Raw genomic sequence first — 16,275 nt, 5'->3', positions numbered from 1 at the left:
CGAGATCTGTGCCAACAGTCGAAACCGAGTTGCGGCCATTCGCGAGCAGGCTCGCTCCCACAAGGGAGTTGCGCCATACACAAAGCAACTGTGGGAGCGAGCCTGCTCGCGATGGCGTCCTATCAGGCGACACAGAGGTTCAGCCAAGCAACTCACTCATGGCAATGATCTGCTCCGCCACCTGAATCAGCTTCTGCTGACGGCTCATGGCCTGGCGGCGCATCAGGGTGTAGGCCTCTTCCTCGTTGCAGTCCTTCATTTTCATCAGCAGCCCTTTGGCCAGTTCAATGCGCTTGCGCTCGGCCAGTTGCTGGTCACGGGCGTTGAGCTGGGCGCGCAGGGCCTGGTCGCTTTCAAAACGCGCCATGGCCACGTCGAGAATCGGCTGCAAGCGCTGTGCGTGGATGCCTTCGACGATGTAGGCACTGACCCCGGACTTGATCGCCTGACGCATCACATTGGGGTCATGTTCATCGGTAAACATCACGATCGGCCGCGGTTGGTCGCGGCTCACCAGCACCACTTGTTCCATCACATCGCGGCTCGGTGACTCGGTATCGATCAAAATCACGTCCGGACGCACCGTTTCGACGCGCGCGGGCAGGTCGATGGTCAGGCCCGACTCGTCGATCACCTCAAAACCGGCTTCGGTCAGGGCCGCCTTCAGGCGACCGACTTTCTTCGCGGTGTCGTTGATCAGCAGGATACGCAACATATTCGTAGCCTCCTGTCAGCGGCTGGCGAGAAGGGGCGAGCTGTCGCTCATGGCGTGCAGCTTGAAACTGCGGGCATAGCCGGCGGGGTCCAGGCCATCCCAGACCTTGCCGTCGATCAACTGGCTGCTGCGCATTTGCTGATCACTCACGGCCACACCTACGGTGGTGGCAGCCTCTCGATACAAGTCTAGTTGCTGGACCTGACGGGCCACGCCCAGGTAGTCCGGGTCGTCACGCAACAATCCCCAGCGGCGGAACTGGGTCATGAACCACATGCCATCGGACAGATACGGCAGATTGACCTCGCCATCACCGTGGAAGCGCAGTGCGTGCGGGTCTTGCCAGCGATTACCCAGGCCATCGGCGTAGTCACCGAGCAATCGCGGTTCGATGCAGTCCAGCGGTGCGTCGAGGTATTGCGGGGCACTCAACAGCTTCGCGGTGCTACGGCGATTCTCGGTGCTTTCTTCGATGAAGCGGCTGGCCTCCAGAATCGCCATCACCAGCGCCCTTGCGGTGTTGGGGTATTGCTCGACAAAGGCGCGGGTGCAGCCGAGAACTTTTTCCGGGTGATCGGGCCAGATGGTCTGGGTGGTGGCCATCGTGAACCCCAGGTTCTGCTGCACCGCGCTGGCGGACCATGGCTCGCCGACGCAGAAGCCGTCGATGCGCCCGGCTTGCAGGTGCGCGACCATTTGCGGCGGCGGCACCACCACGCTGTCGACGTCCTGCAACGGATGAATACCCTGACTCGCGAGCCAGTAATACAGCCACATGGCGTGGGTGCCCGTAGGAAATGTCTGGGCGAAGGTGAGTTTTGGGCGACTTTGGTGCACGTGCCGGTCCAGTGCTTCAGGACTGGTCACGCCCAGCGCCTGCAAGCCATGGGAGAGGTTGATGCTCTGGCCATTCTGATTCAGGCCCATGAGCACCGCCATGTCGGTCGACGCGACACCGCCGATGCCCAAATGCACGGCGTAGATCAAACCGTACAGACTGTGGGCAGCGTCGAGTTCGCCACTGACCAGTTTGTCCCGCAGGTTGGCCCAGGACGACTGGCGCTTGAGGTTCAGGGTCAGGCCGTAAGGTTGGGCGAAGCCCTGCGTGGCCGCGACCACTACCGAGGCGCAGTCGCTCAGGGCCATGAAGCCGAGGTTGATTTCGGTCTTTTCCGGGGCATCGCTGCCGTTGACCCACGCCAGAGGGTTGGCTGGAACTTCAATCATCTGTAAACACCTTCCATAAAAAAGCGCCGTACCGGGCTGCTTGCCAGAGCAAGGCCAAGTGACGACGCCTTTGTCTTTCGACTCATCCCGCCGTTGGCATGAGTGCTTATGTGAGTGACGGTGCAAGGCATATGCCATCGCTCGCTGATTTTGTCGCGCGCCTCGCCTGCAACCCCGATGCCCGGCTATAATCGCCGCCACTTTTCGTAGCCCAGAGTCAAACCCGCCCATGTACACCCTGGCCCGTCAGCTGTTGTTCAAACTTTCCCCGGAAACCTCCCACGATCTGTCCCTGGACCTGATCGGCGCGGGCGGGCGTTTGGGCCTCAACGGCTTGCTGTGCAAGGCACCGGCGAAAATGCCGGTGACTGTCATGGGCCTGGACTTCCCGAACCCGGTGGGTCTGGCGGCCGGTCTGGACAAGAACGGCGCGGCCATCGACGGTTTTGCGCAACTGGGTTTTGGTTTTGTTGAAATCGGCACCATCACCCCGCGTCCGCAGCCGGGCAACCCGAAGCCACGCATCTTCCGTCTGCCGGAAGCCGAGGCGATCATCAACCGCATGGGGTTCAACAACCTCGGCGTCGATCACCTGCTGGCCCGAGTGGCGGCGGCCAAGTACAGGGGCGTGCTGGGCATCAATATCGGCAAAAACTTCGATACCCCGGTTGAGCGGGCGGTCGACGACTACCTGATCTGCCTGGACAAGGTCTACGCCCACGCCAGCTACGTGACAGTCAACGTCAGCTCGCCGAACACCCCGGGCCTGCGCAGCCTGCAATTTGGCGATTCGCTGAAGCAATTGTTGGCCGACCTGGCCACGCGCCGCGCAGAACTGGCGCTGCGCCACGGCAAACATGTACCTCTGGCGATCAAGATTGCGCCGGACATGACCGACGAAGAAACCGCTCAGGTCGCGCAAGCGCTGATCGAAACCGGGATGGACGCGGTGATCGCCACCAACACTACCCTGAGTCGCGTCGGCGTAGAAGGCATGGAGCATGGTGACGAGGCGGGCGGTCTGTCCGGCGCACCGGTTCGTGACAAGAGCACCCACACCGTGAAGGTGCTGGCGGCCGAGTTGGCCGGTCGCTTGCCGATCATCGCCGTGGGCGGCATCACCGAAGGCAAGCACGCGGCTGAGAAAATCGCTGCGGGTGCCAGCCTGGTGCAGCTCTATTCCGGCTTCATCTATAAAGGCCCGGCACTGATTCGTGAATCCGTCGACGCAATAGCAGCCTTGCGCTAAACCCCGTAGGAGCTGCCGAAGGCTGCGATCTTTTGACTTTGATCTTGATTGCCAGGAAGCAAGATCAAAAGATCGCAGCCTTCGGCAGCTCCTACAGTGAGAGAGTGTTTAGCCAAAGAGCGGGCATAAAAAAGGGCTCCTCGAAGGAGCCCCTGGGCCGAAGCCCGCCGCCCGGATGGGGCGTGCGTGGTAAGTCGTTACGTAATCAGATTGTCGTGTCGGAGTGTGTGCCCTGTGTTAGCCGACGGCGTGAAGTTCGTTGAGTCTATGGATTCCCGCAGTGCCGGTCATACCGTCCCAGTTGTCGCCGCGTCCTTCTCGCCAGCCATTAATCCAGGCTTGGCGTACCGACGGTAGAGTAAATGGGCAAAGCTCACGGGATTTGCCACCAACGCCATATTGATATCCGCGCAAAAATGCTCTTTCCAACGGATCACGCTTAAGTCTTCTCATAGGGTGTTGCCCTCACTTGTTGACTGTATTTATCGCGTCGACCTCAATCGAGGTCTGGCAGAAAAACTTCTGCCGTTGGGGCTCGCTGCCGGCGTCGCGAGCCAAGGTGTTGACGTCATTGCGGCGTCAACCTGTGTTGAGTTCTAACCAATGCGTCACATCGAGGGAATGATCGTTTTGTCATAAGGACGTAACGATAAAGATGGTATGGCGATAAGTAACACGATGTTGTCCCGTGTTTATTGGCAAAACCCCGGTATGATCAGCCCCTCGCTGCATGATGGGGTTAATCCTTTACTGAGAATGGCTCGCGTTGCAGTGGGGCATTATTCGACGAAGGGTCGACTTATGACATTTTGTTGCATCAACTTTTTTATCTGTCTTTGCATCTAAGCTCTTTTAACCCGAGCAGCAAGGGTGGGACGGCACACCTTCGTGCCACGCGGGCGCTCTTTTAGAAAAGCGCCTGATTGAAAACCGGGCCGGCAATGCGTTGCCGGTTCACTTAGCTAAAGGCTCTGAAATTCCAATGTCCGATCAATTCGAAATCTTCCTCACTTGCCCAAAAGGCCTTGAAGGCCTGCTCATCGAGGAAGCCGTCGGGCTTGGCCTTGAAGAAGCGCGTGAGCACACTTCTGCCGTGCGCGGCATGGCCACCATGGAAACCGCTTATCGTCTGTGCCTGTGGTCGCGTCTGGCGAACCGGGTGCTGCTGGTGCTCAAGCGTTTCCCGATGAAGGACGCCGAAGACCTTTATCACGGCGTGCTGGATATCGAGTGGCAAGACCACATGCTCAACGATGGCACCCTGGCCGTTGAGTTCAGCGGTCACGGCTCGGGCATCGACAACACTCACTTCGGCGCCTTGAAGGTCAAGGACGCCATCGTCGACAAACTGCGCACGCCGCAGGGCGATCGTCCGTCCATCGACAAGCTCAACCCGGACCTGCGCATTCACCTGCGCCTGGACCGCGGCGAAGCGATCCTGTCCCTCGACCTCTCCGGCCACAGCCTGCACCAGCGCGGCTATCGCTTGCAGCAGGGCGCGGCACCGCTGAAGGAAAACCTCGCGGCCGCTATCCTGATCCGTTCCGGCTGGCCACGCATTGCGGCCGATGGCGGCGCGCTGGCTGACCCGATGTGCGGTGTCGGTACGTTCCTCGTCGAAGCGGCGATGATCGCCGCCGACATGGCGCCGAACCTGCGTCGCGAGCAGTGGGGCTTCTCTGCCTGGCTCGGTCACGTCCCGGCCCTGTGGAAAAAGCTTCACGAAGAAGCCACTGAGCGTTGCGCGGCCGGTCTGGCCAAGCCACCGCTGTGGATTCGCGGTTATGAAGCCGATCCGCGTTTGATTCAACCGGGCCGCAACAACGTCGAACGTGCCGGCCTGAGCGAGTGGATCAAGATCTACCAGGGCGAAGTCGGGACGTTCGAGCCACGTCCGGACCAGAACCAGAAAGGCCTGGTGATCTGCAACCCACCGTACGGTGAGCGTCTGGGTGACGAGGCGAGCTTGCTCTATCTCTACCAGAACCTCGGCGAACGTCTGCGTCAGGCCTGCTTGAACTGGGAAGCCGCGGTATTCACCGGCGCCCCGGACCTGGGCAAGCGCATGGGCATCCGCAGCCACAAACAGTATTCGTTCTGGAACGGCGCGTTGCCGTGCAAGTTGCTGCTGATCAAAGTCACGCCGGACCAGTTCGTCACTGGCGAACGTCGCACCCCAGAACAGCGTCAGGTTGAGCGTGAACAAGTTCAAGCCGAAGTCGAAGTCGCAGACAACGATGTGGCACCCGGCAAGTACGAGAAGTACAACAAGAACGGCAACCCGATCAAACCGGCACCGGTGGTGATCGAGCAGCCGCGTTTGAGTGAAGGCGGGCAGATGTTTGCCAACCGTCTGCAAAAGAACCTCAAGGCCCTCGGCAAGTGGGTCAAGCGTGAAGGCATCGACTGCTACCGCGTCTACGATGCCGACATGCCGGAATACTCGATGGCCATCGACCTGTATCAGGATTGGGTCCACGTCCAGGAATACGCCGCGCCGAAATCCATCGATCCGGAAAAAGCCTCGGCGCGCATGTTCGATGCCCTGGCTGCCATTCCGCAGGCCCTGAACATCGACAAGAGCCGCGTGGTGGTCAAGCGCCGCGAGCGTCAGAGCGGCACCAAACAGTACGAACGCCAAGCGGCACAGGGCAAGTTCGTCGAGGTCAATGAAGGCGGCGTGAAGCTGCTGGTGAACCTCACGGATTACCTCGACACCGGGCTGTTCCTCGATCACCGGCCAATGCGCATGCGGATTCAGAAAGAGGCAGCCGGCAAGCGCTTCCTCAACCTGTATAGCTACACCGCAACCGCCAGTGTTCACGCAGCCAAGGGCGGCGCGCGCAGCACCACCAGCGTCGACCTGTCGAAAACCTATCTGGATTGGGCTCGTCGCAACTTGTCGCTGAACGGTTTCTCCGACAAAAACCGTCTGGAGCAGGGCGACGTGATGGCCTGGCTCGACGCCTGCCGTGACGAATACGACCTGATCTTCATCGATCCGCCGACGTTCTCCAACTCCAAGCGCATGGAAGGGATCTTCGACGTGCAGCGTGACCAGGTGCAATTGATCGACCTGGCCATGGCGCGTCTGGCCCCGGGTGGCGTGTTGTACTTCTCCAACAACTTCCGCAAGTTCCAGCTCGAGGAAAACCTCACCGAGCGTTATGCGGTCGAGGAAATCACCGCCCAGACCATCGATCCGGATTTCGCCCGTAATGGCAAAATCCACCGTGCCTGGAAAATCACGGCTCGTTGACACTTGGCGGGATTGGATCCACAGAGCCTTGATTTTTAAAGGCTCTTGGCTTCTTTCTGTGCTGGTCAAATTGATGGCTAATAGCTATAACTCAACGCATGGCCAATGGGCTTTCCCGCACCTGGCGTTTTGAGTTGCGTCTATGTCGTTGCACGCCGTGCGCCCCAAGATCCTGGGTTTTATCAGTGAAGATGTCTCGGCCTGGCTGGTCGCGCTGCTGGTATTGATCGTCGGCGGGATTCTCACGGGATTGCTGGCATGGTCGACGCTGAATCTGTTTCACCAACAATTACGGCAACGCTTCCAACTGCTGGCCAGTGAGCGTTACAGCCGTATCGAAGAACGCTTCGAAGATCAGGAGCAGCGCCTCGATGGCCTGCGCCGGTTCTTTGCCAATTCCGATTCGGTCTCCCGCGCGGAGTTCGACGGTTACACCCAACCGCTGCTGCACCGGACTCAGGCCTATTCCTTCGCCAAGCGAATCACCCGCGACGAACGAGCGGAGTTTGAACGCCAGGTCCGTGCAGAGGGTTTACCCGACTTCACCCTGCGTGAACTCAATGCCGATGGCCAGCTGCAACTGGCGGCTGAACGGGATGAGTACGTGGTGGTGCTGTATAGCCAGACCCAAAGCAAACTCGGCCCGCCGCTGGGCTACGACTTGTGGGCTCAACCCTTGCGCCGCGCCACCCTTGAACGGGCCGATCAGCACGGCGGCATGGCGGTATCGCAGCCGATGCATCTGGTCAGTATCGAACCGGCCTTCGCCCGCGGCGTGCTGCTGGTCGCACCGGTGTTGCTGCGTAATAGTCCGGCTACGGCGGGGGTGAAACCGTACGGTTATGTCATGGCCGTGATCAGCATGCATCAGTTGCTGGCGGACGGGCTGCCGGAGGCTGGCCGTGACTATCTTTCAGTGCGCATCCTCGACTTATCCACAGACGATCAGCACGAAGTGCTTTATGAATCCCCCAACACCCCAGCCCCCAGTGAGTTGGCCGCGACCCGGCTGCTGCGGCTTGGCGACCATGACTATCAAGTCGACATTCAGCCCAGCGATGCCTTCCTGCGAGCCAATCACTCTTCGGTGACCACCCTGGTGGTGCTGGGCGGTTTGCTCAGTCTGTTGCTCAGTGCCTTGCTCTATGTGCTGGTCAGTCAGCGTCAACGGGCGCTGAAAATGGTCGAGCAACGGACCCAGGAGCTGCGCGCCCGCGAGCAGGAGTTGCGCGGCACCCATGGCCAGTTGCGTGGCGTGCTGAATGCCGCGACCCAAGTGGCGATCATCGCCACTGACCTGCGCGGGGTTATCCAAACCTTTAATGCCGGGGCAGAGCAAATGCTTGGCTACACCAGCACCGAGGTGGTGGGCCATATGACCCTGGAAAACCTGCACCTGCCCCGAGAGCTCCTGGCACGTTCGGCGGAGTTGAGCGCGCGCTATGGCAAACCGATTCCGACCTGCCAGGCGATGTTGGTCGAGGGCGGCGAGGAGGGCGGCCACGAAGCGCGGGAATGGACGCTGCTGCGTAGCGACGGCAGCCATTTGACGGTGAACATGCTGGCGACCCCGGTCCTCGACGAGCAAGGCTTGTGGGTCGGGCACCTGGCGATCTGTATCGACATCACTGAACGCAAGCGGGTCCACGAGGCCCTGGCGGCACGGGACCTGTTGTTGAAGAAACTCAGCGCCCATGTGCCCGGCGGGATCTACCAATTCAAGATGGAGTTCGATGGGCGCTTCAGCGTGATCTACGCCAGCGACGGTATTCGCGAGATCTACGAACTTGAACCGGATGTGCTGTTGCTCAACGCCGAAGCGATTTTCACGCGGATTCATCCGCAGGACACCACCCGGGTCCGCGCTTCGATCCGGGCGTCGGCGGACACCCTCAGCCCTTGGCGCGAGGAGTACCGCGTGCAGCTGCCCCTGCGTGGCCTGCGTTGGGTTCGTGGCGAGGCGACACCGGAGGAATTGCCCGGTGGCGGCGTGCTCTGGCACGGCTATGTCTCGGACATCTCCGACTTGAAACGGGTGGAAGAAGAACTGCGGGCGCTATCGATCACCGACTCCCTGACCGGGATCCACAACCGCCGCTATTTCCAGGAACGCCTGACCACCGAAATGGCCCGGGTCGAACGCGGTGGCGGCGAACTGTCGGTGATCATGCTCGATATCGACCATTTCAAACGTATCAATGACCAGCATGGCCACGCTGTCGGCGATCGGGTGTTGCAGATTGTGTGCGAACGCATCGTCCTTCGGCTGCGGCGCACCGACGTGTTCTGTCGCCTGGGTGGCGAGGAGTTCATGGTGCTTTGCCCGGACATCAACGGCGAGCATGCCCATGTCCTGGCCTTGCAGCTATGGCAAGGGTTGCGCAGTTCGCCGATCGAAGGCGTCGGGACAGTGACCGCCAGTTTCGGGATTGCCAGCTGGCGAGTCGGGGAGGGCGCGGATGCGCTGCTGCTGCGGGCGGACTCGGGGGTGTATGCGGCGAAACTGGCAGGACGTGATCGAGTAGAAGGAGAGATGACCTAACCCTGCCGGGAGATCTTGGGTGAGTTGAAAAGATCGTCCGAACGCGGCCCGAACCTTCGGCAGCTCCTACAGGGTTATGTGTACACCTGTAGGAGCTGCCGTGTTGTGGTCGAAGTTTTTTAGACCATGATGTAGGAGCGTCGATTTAAGGAAGCATCATGGGATTCAGGGTTGTTACGTCTGAGGAAAAAGCAGAAGCCGTTCGGTTGGTTGTGGAGATGAATTACTCCGTTCCAAAAGCCTGTGAGGCTACCGGTGTGGGCCCTACAGCCCTGCGTCGCTGGGTTTTACGCTGGCGCCGGGAACAGGAAGGAATATCCCAGCCTCCACGACTGCAGGATCAGGAGTTGATTGAGTCGCTCCAGGCAAAACTGGCACTACTTGAAGCCGAGAACCAAGTGCTAAAAAAGCAATTGCCCTCTCATCTAAAGGTTCTGTTCGGTCGAACCAAGTGATTGATGGCGTTAGAGGTGCAATGTCGATTCGGCGTATGTGCTCCGTACTTGGCCTTGCCCGCAGCAGCTATTACACCAAGTGCAAACCCAAACAGCAGAAACCTGCCCTGCGTTGGCTGGGGCGCAAGCTTCGTGCGCTGCATAAAGAACATCGAGAGGCGCTAGGTACTCGTGGGCTATCCAAAGAGCTAAGAAAAGAGGGCATTTTCATCGGGCGCTATCGAATGCGCACTTTGATCAAAACCTTTGGCCTTCACCGACGCAGGCCGCGTTATGCCCATTATCGCCGCGCCACGAAGCCGGCGATCGTTGCCCCGAACATACTTGATCGTCGATTTAATCCGTCCCGTCCAGACACGCTTTGGGCGGGCGATATTACCTACATCAGAGTGGGAAATGGCTGGCTTTATCTAGCGGTGGTGATGGATCTGTTTTCACGCAGGATTGTGGGTTGGGCTTGCTCACGAACCGCCGATGCTGAGCTGTCTGCGAAAGCACTGAGACTGGCAGTGTCGCTACGCCGCCCGATGCCTGAACTGCTATTTCACTCAGACCAGGGTTGTCAGTACACCGCTGATCGATTTGTTGCATGCCTAGCGGAAAGCCGGATCGTTCAAAGCATGAGTCGTCGAGGTAACTGCTGGGACAACGCGGTGGTTGAACGCTATTTCAGGACGTTAAAGCACGATTGGATGCCGGAGAACGGCTACCAAAATCATTTCGAGGCCGAGAAGGATGTGATGGGTTTCATCTCCCATTACAACCATCGCCGTTGCCACTCCGCCTCGAACCACTTGCCGCCTGCGCTGTTTGAGGAGCAGGCGGCTTAATACTCCTACGGAATGGTTTAAAAAAACTGAACCACTACACCGGAGGCTGCGATCTTTTGATTTTAAGGCTTAGAGCACCGAAGCCGTTTCCGGCAGTTTCGGCTGGCGATACAGGTCCAGTAGCACCTGATCCAGCACCGACGACGCGCCAAACGGTGCCTTGTCGTTGAGGATCGCCACTACCGCCCAGGTATTGCCGTTGATGTCGCGGCTGAAACCGGCAATCGCCCGCACCGTATTCAAAGTGCCGGTCTTGATGTGTGCTTCACCGCGCATCGCCGTGGTCTTCAGGCGTTTGCGCATGGTGCCGTCGGTGCCGGCAATCGGCATCGAACTGATGAACTCGGCCGAATACGGGCTTTTCCAGGCCGCTTGCAGCATGCCGGCCATTTCACGCGCACTCACCCGTTCCGCACGGGACAGGCCGGAACCGTTTTCCATCACCAGGTGCGGCGCGGTGATGCCTTTCTTCGCCAGCCACTGACGCACCACACGCTGTGCAGCCTTGGCATCGTCACCGTCGGCCTCGGTGCGGAACTGTGCACCCAGGCTCAGGAACAGCTGCTGGGCCATGGTGTTGTTACTGTATTTGTTGATGTCGCGGATGATTTCCGCCAGGTCTGGCGAGAAGGCCCGAGCCAGGACCTTGGCATCTTTGGGTGTTGGCGCCAGACGGTCCTTGCCCTGAATGCTGCCGCCCAGTTCCTTCCAGATCGCCCGCACGGCGCCTGCGGTGTAGGTCGCGTGGTCGAGCAACGACAGGTAAGTCTGGGAGCTGCAGCCCTCGCCCAACTGGCCGCCGACCGTCACGGTCACGCTGCCATCGGCCTGAGTCACCGGGTTGTAGCGCACGCCACCGGTGCATTGCTTGGAGTTGACGGCTTTAACCTGGTTTTCGATGCGAATGGTGGCAATCGGCGGCTCCACCGACACCAGCACCCGGCCGTTGTCGTTACGCGCCACAAAACGCAGGGCCTTGAGGTTGACCATCAGCGAATCGGGTTTGACCAGGAACGGTTTGTTCTCGTCATTGCCATCGTCGTTGAACTCGGGCAGTTGCGGTTGTACGAAGAAACTGCGGTCCAACACCAGGTCGCCGGTGATTTGCGTCACACCGTTGGCGCGCAGGTCACGCATCAGCAACCAGAGTTTTTCCATGTTCAGCTTCGGATCGCCGCCACCCTTGAGGTAGAGGTTGCCGTTGAGGATGCCGCCGCTGAGCGTGCCGTCGGTGTAGAACTCGGTTTTCCACTGGTGGTTCGGGCCGAGCATTTCCAGCGCCGCGTAAGTGGTGACCAGTTTCATGGTCGAGGCCGGATTGACGGAGACGTCAGCATTGAAAATCGTCGGGGTGCCAGGTCCGTTGAGCGGGATCATCACCAGCGACAGGGCGTTGTCCTGCATCTTGCTGGCCTTGAGGGCTTTTTCAACGTTGGGCGACAGCGCGGTGTTGATCGAAGCGGCGGAAACAGAGAAGGCCAGAGGAAGCAGAAAACCGGCCAGTAGCAATGGACGCAAAGATTTGATCATGTGAAATAAAACCCTACAGCCGAGGGGGAAAAAGACGAGGGCATGAAGATAAATTCCCTCAGTGGTCATGAAAGTGTCGGCATTATGCCCCAAGGTGTAGCGGCTTGTGCCGTGCCCTGGCCTTCTAATCCGCTATTTTTTACCGACGGTAGGGCTTGCACCCCAGAGAGACGGGCAATCGGCGCCTTAAACTGCTAAAGTGCCGCCCGTTATTACTTATGAGGATTGTTCCAATGGCGACTAACCGTTCCCAGCGTCTGCGCAAAAAACTGTGCGTCGATGAATTTCAAGAGCTGGGTTTCGAACTGAACCTGGATTTCAAAGAAGATTTGGCCGATGAAGCCATTGATGCTTTCCTCGACGCGTTCCTGAAAGAAGCCATGGAAGCCAACGGTCTGGGCTATGTTGGCGGCGACGACTTCGGTCTGGTTTGCCTGCAGAAGCGTGGCTCGGTGTCCGAAGAGCAGCGTGCCGCTGTTGAAGCCTGGCTCAAAGGCCGCAGCGAACTGACTGAAGCGACTGTCAGCCCGCTGATCGACGTCTGGTACCCGGAAAAGCCGATCAATCCGGTAGCTTGATGTTCTAAAAAACGGCGACCCAAGGGTCGCCGTTTTTTTTTGTGACGATCAAAGGATCGCAGCCTCGTTTCACTCGACAGCTCCTACAGGATGAACACATTCCAATGTAGGAGCTGTCGAGTGAAACGAGGCTGCGATCTTTTGCTTTTCAGGCTTTACGCCAGTTCAAGATCACCAACGTCAACACCCCCGCCACAATCCCCCAGAACGCCGAACCGATGGAAAACAGCGTCAACCCCGACGCCGTGACCATAAAGGTAATCAGCGCCGCTTCACGTTCCTTCACTTCATTCATGGCAATGCTCAAGCCATTGATGATCGAGCCGAACAGTGCCAGTGCCGCAATCGACAGCACCAACTCTTTCGGTAACGCGGCAAACAGCGCCGCCAGCGTCGCGCCGAACACCCCGGCAATCCCGTAGAAAATTCCGCACCAGACGGCCGCCGTGTAGCGCTTGTTACGATCCTCATGGGCATGAGGTCCGGTGCAAATCGCTGCGCTGATGGCTGCCAGGTTAATCCCGTGGGAACCGAACGGCGCCAGCAGCAACGAGGCGATGCCGGTGGTGGTGATCAGCGGCGAGGCCGGTACGGTGTAACCGTCGGCGCGCAGCACGGCGATGCCGGGCATGTTCTGCGAGGTCATTGCCACGACAAACAGCGGAATGCCGATGCTGATGGTCGCGGCCAGGGAGAAGTGCGGCGTGGTCCAGATCGGCGTCGCCACTTCCAGATGGAAGCCGCTGAAGTCCAGCAAGCCCATGAACCCTGACAGCGCCGTCCCGATCAACAGCGCGGCCAGTACGGCATAACGCGGCGACAGGCGTTTGACCACCAGATAAGTGAAGAACATGCCCAATACCAGCGCGGTGCGATGCTGCGCGGCGACGAAGATTTCGCTGCCGATCTTGAACAGAATCCCCGCCAGCAGGGCAGCGGCCAATGACGCCGGAATCTTTTTCACCAGCCGTTCGAAGCTGCCGGTCAAACCACAGATCGTCACCAGCGCCGCGCAGGTAATGTAGGCGCCAATGGCTTCGCCGTAGGTCACGCCGCCCAGACTGGTGATCAGCAACGCTGCGCCGGGCGTCGACCAGGCGATGGTGATCGGCGTGCGGTAACGCAGAGACAGGCCAATCGAGCACACCGCCATGCCAATCGAGATCGCCCAGATCCACGAGGAAATCTGCCCGCTGGTCAGACCCGCCGCTTGCCCGGCCTGGAACATCAGGACCAGCGAGCTGGTGTAACCGGTCATCATCGCAATGAAGCCGGCGACGATCGCAGAAGGCGACGTATCGGCAAAAGGGCGGAGCTGCGTGTGCGTGACGTCGTTCATGACAGCGGTGTTCCTTATTACGTACGAAAATATCCGAAGCGAAGTCGTCCAACGTAGGAGCAGCCTCGTTTCACTCGACAGCTCCTACAGGATTCTGCGTTCAAGCCTAAACTCAAAAGTAACCAGTCGTTGCAATACAGCGGAAGTGACAAACAGCCGTACAGTCGTGTTGCCACCCTCCATTGTGTACAATCGCAGTGTTTTTTACGCGATACTTGCCAGCGACCCACTGTGCCGTATTACAGTCACGGTCAATTCGCCGCAGTTCTTCCGACTCGAGTGCCCATGAACGAACAGTTGCAACCCCTAAAGAAACAACCGCGAGCAGGCAAAGCCGGCCGCAGCGGTACTCAGGACGATATTGTCTATGCGCATATCTTCGAGGCCATCCTCGAACAGCGTCTGGCGCCCGGTACCAAGTTGAGCGAAGAAGCGCTGGGGGAAATTTTCGGGGTCAGTCGCACCATCATTCGCCGCGCGCTGTCGCGCCTGGCCCATGAAGGCGTTGTGCTGCTGCGGCCGAACCGTGGCGCTGTCGTCGCCAGCCCGAGTGTCGAAGAGGCTCGCCAGGTGTTCATGGCCCGGCGTCTGGTGGAGCGTGCGATCACTGAATTGGCGGTGCAGCACGCCACTGCCGAGCAGATTGCCGAGTTGCGCCAGATGGTCAACGACGAACGCGACAGCTTCTCCCGTGGCGATCGCGGCGCCGGTATTCGTTTGTCGGGCGAGTTCCACTTGAAGTTGGCCGAAGCGGCGAAAAACGCGCCGCTGATCAGCTTCCAGCGCAGTCTGGTGTCCCAGACGTCGTTGATCATTGCCCAGTATGAAAGCGGCAATCGTTCGCACTGTTCCTACGACGAGCACACCCAGCTGATCGACGCCATCGAAGCGCGCAACGCTGAGCTGGCGGTGGACCTGATGATGCATCACATGGATCACATCGACAGCAAACTCAACCTCGACGAAGAAAGCGCGTCGGATGATTTGCATGCGGTGTTCTCGCATTTGTTGCAGACCAAGAAGCCAGGACGGCCGGTCGCCAAGCTTTAAGTCAGACCGAGTCGCGCCCATCGCGAGCAGGCTCGCTCCCACATTGGATTTGTGTTGAACGCCAATCTTGTGTCCATTAGAGATCTACTGTGGGAGCGAGCCTGCTCGCGATAGCAATCTGACAGGCAATAAAAATCCCCCGGACTGAAGAGTACGGGGGATTTTTTATGGCCGAAGAAAACCTAGCGCTGATGCACCTGATTCCCCGCCGCATACGTCTGCAACACCGTCCGGTCATCCCCCAGCGTCATCAACACAAACAACGTCTCGGCAATGTTGTTGGCCTGCTTCAAGCGATAGCTCAGCAGCGGTGTGGCGTTGTAGTCCAGCACCAGGAAGTCCGCGTCGGTGCCCGGTTGCAGGGTGCCGATCTTGTCTTCCAGGCGCAGCGCACGAGCGCCGCCGAGTGTGGCCAGGTACAGCGATTTGAACGGGCTCAGTCGCGCACCTTGCATCTGCATGACCTTGTACGCTTCGTTCAACGTTTGCAGCAGCGAGAAACTGGTGCCGCCACCGACGTCCGTACCGAGGCCGACATTCAACTTGTGCTTCTCGGCCATCGGCAGGTTGAACAGGCCGCTGCCTAGGAAGAAGTTCGACGTCGGGCAGAAGGCGATTGCCGAGCCGGTTTCCGCCAGTCGCGCGCACTCGTCATCGCACAGGTGCACGCCGTGGGCGAATACCGAACGTTCGCCGAGTAGTTTGTAGTGGTCGTAGACGTCCAGGTAGCCCTTGCGCTCCGGGAACAGCGCCTTGACCCACTCGACTTCCTTCAGGTTTTCGCTGATGTGAGTCTGCATGTACAGATCAGGGAATTCGCTGAGCAACTGGCCGGCGAGGGTCAGCTGTTCCGGGGTGCTGGTCGGGGCGAACCGCGGGGTGACCGCGTAGTGCAGGCGACCCTTGCCGTGCCAGCGCTCGATCAGCGCCTTGCTTTCGACATAGCTGGATTCGGCGGTGTCGGTCAGGTAGTCCGGCGCGTTGCGGTCCATCATCACCTTGCCGGCAATCATCCGCAGGTCCAGCTGTTCGGCGGCTTCAAAGAACGAGTTCACCGATTGCGGGTGCACGCTGCCAAACACCAGCGCCGTAGTGGTGCCGTTGCGCAGCAGTTCCTTGATGAAAATGTCCGCGACTTCGTCAGCGTGAGCCTTGTCGGCAAACTGGCTTTCGCACGGAAAGGTGTAGGTGTTGAGCCAGTCCAGCAGCTGCTCGCCGTAGGCGCCGACCATGCCGGTTTGCGGCAAGTGAATGTGGGTGTCGATGAAGCCTGGGGTGATCAGCGCGTCCTGATAATGGGTGATTTCGATATCGGCCGGCAGGGTCGGCAGCAAGGCGCTGGCGTGACCAAGGGCGCTGATCTGGCCGTTATCGACCACCAGCAAGCCGTCTTCGAAATACTCATAAGAGGCTTCGATGCCCACTTCGGCGGGGTCGGCGATGCTGTGCAGAATGGCGGCGCGGTAGGCTTTGCGAGTCAGAGGCATTGTCGTTCTCAATT

13 protein-coding genes are annotated in these 16,275 nt (G+C 59.3%); 7 read left to right on the top strand and 6 right to left on the bottom strand.

Annotated features, from left to right (window positions below):
• Positions 1–139: 139 nt before the first annotated feature.
• Together EAH74_RS16340 and EAH74_RS16335 are read right to left on the bottom strand one after the other, a co-directional pair.
• Positions 140–715: an ANTAR domain-containing response regulator gene (locus EAH74_RS16340; RefSeq protein ID WP_074875038.1), complete on the bottom strand. Its 576-nt coding sequence runs from the start codon at positions 713–715 to the stop codon at positions 140–142.
• A 15-nt stretch (positions 716–730) separates the two neighbouring features.
• A complete protein-coding gene (locus tag EAH74_RS16335; RefSeq protein WP_140679779.1) occupies positions 731–1,942 on the bottom strand; it encodes a CmpA/NrtA family ABC transporter substrate-binding protein in 1,212 nt (403 codons plus the stop codon).
• 229 nt (positions 1,943–2,171) lie between these two features.
• On the opposite strand from EAH74_RS16335, the gene EAH74_RS16330 reads away from it, so the two are divergent.
• Positions 2,172–3,191: a quinone-dependent dihydroorotate dehydrogenase gene (locus EAH74_RS16330; protein WP_140679777.1), complete on the top strand. Its 1,020-nt coding sequence runs from the start codon at positions 2,172–2,174 to the stop codon at positions 3,189–3,191.
• A gap of 237 nt (positions 3,192–3,428) precedes the next feature.
• Here EAH74_RS16330 and rmf read toward each other — a convergent pair whose 3' ends face one another.
• The gene (rmf, locus tag EAH74_RS16325) at positions 3,429–3,644 is read right to left on the bottom strand and encodes a ribosome modulation factor (RefSeq protein WP_003223300.1); all 216 of its coding nucleotides are present in this window, start codon (positions 3,642–3,644) and stop codon (positions 3,429–3,431) included.
• Between the two features lie 529 nt (positions 3,645–4,173).
• On the opposite strand from rmf, the gene rlmKL reads away from it, so the two are divergent.
• The 4 genes from rlmKL to EAH74_RS16305 all read left to right on the top strand — a co-directional run bounded on the left by rlmKL (position 4,174) and on the right by EAH74_RS16305 (position 10,277).
• A complete protein-coding gene (rlmKL, locus tag EAH74_RS16320) occupies positions 4,174–6,450 on the top strand; it encodes a bifunctional 23S rRNA (guanine(2069)-N(7))-methyltransferase RlmK/23S rRNA (guanine(2445)-N(2))-methyltransferase RlmL (protein ID WP_140679775.1) in 2,277 nt (758 codons plus the stop codon).
• A gap of 142 nt (positions 6,451–6,592) precedes the next feature.
• Entirely contained in the window at positions 6,593–8,992 is a 2,400-nt protein-coding gene (locus EAH74_RS16315) for a sensor domain-containing diguanylate cyclase (RefSeq protein WP_140679774.1), read from the top strand.
• A 158-nt stretch (positions 8,993–9,150) separates the two neighbouring features.
• Positions 9,151–9,447 (top strand): transposase, encoded by a 297-nt coding sequence (locus tag EAH74_RS16310; RefSeq protein ID WP_140679773.1) that lies wholly within the window; start codon positions 9,151–9,153, stop codon positions 9,445–9,447.
• A 20-nt stretch (positions 9,448–9,467) separates the two neighbouring features.
• Entirely contained in the window at positions 9,468–10,277 is an 810-nt protein-coding gene (locus EAH74_RS16305) for an IS3 family transposase (RefSeq protein WP_140679771.1), read from the top strand.
• Between the two features lie 69 nt (positions 10,278–10,346).
• On the opposite strand, the gene dacB is transcribed toward EAH74_RS16305, so the two are convergent.
• Positions 10,347–11,807 (bottom strand): D-alanyl-D-alanine carboxypeptidase/D-alanyl-D-alanine endopeptidase, encoded by a 1,461-nt coding sequence (gene dacB / locus EAH74_RS16300; protein WP_140679769.1) that lies wholly within the window; start codon positions 11,805–11,807, stop codon positions 10,347–10,349.
• A 233-nt stretch (positions 11,808–12,040) separates the two neighbouring features.
• Here dacB and EAH74_RS16295 point away from each other — a divergent pair, with 233 nt between their 5' ends.
• Entirely contained in the window at positions 12,041–12,385 is a 345-nt protein-coding gene (locus tag EAH74_RS16295; RefSeq protein WP_007896965.1) for a YggL family protein, read from the top strand.
• A 148-nt stretch (positions 12,386–12,533) separates the two neighbouring features.
• Here EAH74_RS16295 and EAH74_RS16290 read toward each other — a convergent pair whose 3' ends face one another.
• A complete protein-coding gene (locus tag EAH74_RS16290; RefSeq protein WP_140679767.1) occupies positions 12,534–13,724 on the bottom strand; it encodes a benzoate/H(+) symporter BenE family transporter in 1,191 nt (396 codons plus the stop codon).
• Between the two features lie 285 nt (positions 13,725–14,009).
• Between EAH74_RS16290 and EAH74_RS16285 the strand changes: the two genes are divergently transcribed.
• A complete protein-coding gene (locus EAH74_RS16285) occupies positions 14,010–14,774 on the top strand; it encodes a GntR family transcriptional regulator (RefSeq protein WP_046047886.1) in 765 nt (254 codons plus the stop codon).
• Positions 14,775–14,956: 182 nt separating this feature from the next.
• On the opposite strand, the gene guaD is transcribed toward EAH74_RS16285, so the two are convergent.
• Entirely contained in the window at positions 14,957–16,261 is a 1,305-nt protein-coding gene (gene guaD / locus EAH74_RS16280; protein WP_140679766.1) for a guanine deaminase, read from the bottom strand.
• Between the last annotated feature and the right edge of the window lie 14 nt (positions 16,262–16,275).

Origin of the sequence: Pseudomonas mandelii (assembly GCF_006438925.1) — a bacterium.
GTDB lineage: Bacteria > Pseudomonadota > Gammaproteobacteria > Pseudomonadales > Pseudomonadaceae > Aquipseudomonas > Aquipseudomonas mandelii_C.
This window is presented reverse-complemented; position numbering and strand designations above follow the sequence as displayed.